Source organism: Streptomyces sp. NPDC004561 (assembly GCF_053602155.1).
In genome coordinates this window covers 1-2,729 of sequence record NZ_JBSGDB010000755.1, presented here as the reverse complement: position 1 = coordinate 2,729, position 2,729 = coordinate 1, and the positions used below count along the sequence as shown (strand labels likewise).

General features: G+C 73.6%; 3 protein-coding genes and 2 pseudogenes. 3 read left to right on the top strand and 2 right to left on the bottom strand.

Annotation, left to right across the window (positions count from 1 at the left end; all coding sequences use genetic code 11):
- A pseudogene (locus ACWEN3_RS44775) lies at positions 1-98 on the bottom strand (hypothetical protein); the annotation flags it as partial.
- On the opposite strand from ACWEN3_RS44775, the pseudogene ACWEN3_RS44770 reads away from it, so the two are divergent.
- Positions 96-833, top strand: a pseudogene (locus ACWEN3_RS44770) (phosphotriesterase family protein); the annotation flags it as partial. The pseudogenes ACWEN3_RS44775 and ACWEN3_RS44770 overlap by 3 nt on opposite strands.
- Before the next feature lie 103 nt (positions 834-936).
- Positions 937-1,125, top strand: coding sequence for a DUF1272 domain-containing protein (locus ACWEN3_RS44765; protein WP_452983974.1), 189 nt, complete (start codon positions 937-939; stop codon positions 1,123-1,125).
- On the opposite strand, the gene ACWEN3_RS44760 is transcribed toward ACWEN3_RS44765, so the two are convergent.
- Complete coding sequence (locus tag ACWEN3_RS44760; RefSeq protein ID WP_452983973.1) at positions 1,122-1,736, bottom strand: TetR/AcrR family transcriptional regulator; 615 nt, start codon at positions 1,734-1,736, stop codon at positions 1,122-1,124. The genes ACWEN3_RS44765 and ACWEN3_RS44760 overlap by 4 nt on opposite strands.
- An 89-nt stretch (positions 1,737-1,825) precedes the next feature.
- On the opposite strand from ACWEN3_RS44760, the gene ACWEN3_RS44755 reads away from it, so the two are divergent.
- Entirely contained in the window at positions 1,826-2,617 is a 792-nt protein-coding gene (locus ACWEN3_RS44755; protein ID WP_452983969.1) for an SDR family NAD(P)-dependent oxidoreductase, read from the top strand.
- Positions 2,618-2,729 lie beyond the last annotated feature (112 nt).

The window sequence follows — 2,729 nt, the reverse complement described above, 5'->3', positions numbered from 1 at the left end:
GTCTTCGGGTGGTAGTTGCCCGTGCCGACGTGGCTGTAGCGGCGCAGGGTCTCGCCCTCCTGGCGGACCACCAGCGACAGCTTGCAGTGCGTCTTGTCGTGCAGTGGACGCCGCACGGCATGGGACGGCGGGCGGCGGACCTGCCGGCGCTGTCCCGGGCGACCGGAGTGCACCTGGTCTGCGCGACGGGACTGCACCAAGCCGCGCACTACGACCCGGAGTCGCTCGGCGGGCTGCGCGGCCGGCTCGCCGAGGTGTTCGTCGCGGAGCTGACCGAGGGCATCGGCACGCCCGGGGTGCGCGCCGGTCTGATCAAGGTGGCGGGCGGCTTCCACTCCCTCGACGCGCACGCCCGCTGGACCATGACGGCGGCGGCCGAGGCGCACCACGCCACCGGCGCGCCCGTCGCCGTCCACCTGGAGCTGGGCACGGGCGCCCTCGACGTGGTCGACCTGCTGTGCGGGGAGTTGGGCGTGCCCGGTGAGCGGGTGATCCTGGGCCATCTGAACCGCTTTCCCGATCCGGTGGTGCAGCGGCAGGCCGCCGCGTCGGGCTGCTGGCTGGCCTTCGACGGGCCGTCCCGCGCGCATCACCCCACCGACTGGCGGATGCCGGACGCGCTGCGAGACCTCGCGGAGGCCGGCTTCGGGGACCGGCTGCTGCTCGGCGGTGACACGGTGGTGGCCGGGGCGCGCTCGGTCGACGGCGGGCCGGGGATGCCGTACCTGCTGCGCCGGGTGCGGCCGCGGCTGGTGGAGGCGGTGGGCGCGGAGCTGGTGGACCGGATCCTCACGGAGCATCCGGGGCGGGCGTTCGCGGTGGACTGGAAGTGAGCGGATCGCGGCCCGATCCTGCGGGTCCCTGTCCTTCCGGGGCGGCGCCGGCCGCCGCCCCGGATGATGAGGGCAGGGACGACCACGAGGAGGCCGGACAACCATGGCACTGGATATGCGCGACCGCTGCGAGCGCTGCACGACCACGGCACTGCCCGCGGACGGGCAGGCCCGTATCTGCTCGTACGAGTGCACGTTCTGCGAGGCGTGCGCCGACGCCATGGGGCAGGTGTGCCCGAACTGCGGGGGCGAACTGGTCCCCCGCCCGCGCCGCGTGAGTGCCAACGCCTAGCGGGCGCCTGAAGTTCCCGGCAGGGGCGCGGCATCGGCGGGCTGGGCGGCTCCGCGGACGAGCAGCAGCAGGGCGTCGACCAGTTCCTCCGCCGGGCTGCCCGTGGCCAGCCGCCGCAGTTGCAGACCCATCACCAGGGCGACCGTCGTGGCCGCGAGACGCTCCGCGTCGGGGACGCCCAGAGCGGTGAGGATCCGGGCGGCGAGCCGGTCGTAGGCCCTGAACGCCTCCGCCGCCGCCTCCCGCAGCCGTTCGTCCCGGCCGGCGTGCAGGTACAGCTCGAAGGGCGCGAGATGGGCGCCGTCCAGTGCCGTGCCACAGGCGACCTGGCCGGCAAGGGACGCCGCGTCCTCGACGTCGATCCCTTCCGTCTGGCACTGGTCCGCCAGCTCCGTGAAGTGCCGCGCCTCCTCGCGCACGAAGTACAGCAGGCTCTCCCGCAGCAGTTCGTGCTGGGTCTCGAAGTGGTACGTGACCGAGCCGAGCGACACTCCGGCTTCCCGGGCGATGCGCCTGTTGGTGACGGCCGCGACCCCGTCCGCGCCGATGATCTGCAGGACGGCCGTGATGATGCGCTGGCGCGTCGGGGCGGAGGGGGCGGCGTTCGGCATGCCGTTCATTGTCCCATCGGGGCAGCCGGTGGACAGGGCGGCCCGCCCTCCCTATTGTTCGTTCGAACGAACAGAACTGGAGGGTAGTCGTGCGCATTGCTGGGGCAACTGTTCTGCTCACCGGTGTCACGGGCGGCATCGGTGGTGCGCTCGCCGCCGAGATGTCCGCTCGTGGCGCCCGTCTGGTCCTGACCGGCCGCCGGCGCGAGGCGCTGGACGGCCTCGCCGGCCGGTACGGCGCCCGGACGATCCTGGCCGATCTGGCCGACCCCGACGACGTGCAGCGCCTCGCCGAGGAGGCCGCCGGGACGGACATCCTCATCGCCAACGCGGCCCTGCCCTCCAGCGGTGACGTGCTCGACTACACCCCGGCGCAGATCGACCGGGCGCTCGCGGTGAACCTGCGGGCCCCCGCGATGCTCGCGCGGTTGCTGACGCCGGGCATGGTGGCCGCCGGGCGCGGGCACGTCTGCTTCGTCGGATCGCTGTCGGGGGTGGCGGCCACCAGGTCGTCGTCCCTGTACAACGCCACGAAGTTCGGCCTGCGCGGCTTCTCGCTGGCCTTCCGCCAGGACCTGCACGGCACGGGCGTCGGGGTCTCGATCGTCCAGCCGGGCTTCGTACGCGATCTGGGCATGTTCGCGAACACGGGGTCCTCGACGCCCGGCGGGGTCCGCACCGTTTCGCCGGAGCAGGTCGTCAGGGGCGTGGCGCGGGCGATCGAACGGGATGTCGCCGAGATCAACGTGGCCCCGATCGAGCTGCGCCTCCTCACCAAGATCGCGTCGCAGTTCCCGGGGTTCGCGGAGCGGGTGCAGCGCCGGGCGGGGGCGGAGCGGACCATCGGCACGATCGTGGCGGCACAGCGGTCCAGCCGCTGAGGCGCCGGCCGCGTCCGAGGGCACGGTCATCGACCAGGGTGCGGCGTTCAGAGTCGCGCGCCAGGCGGCGGTGCGCATCAGGTGGGCGAAGAGGCGCTCGCCGATCCACCGC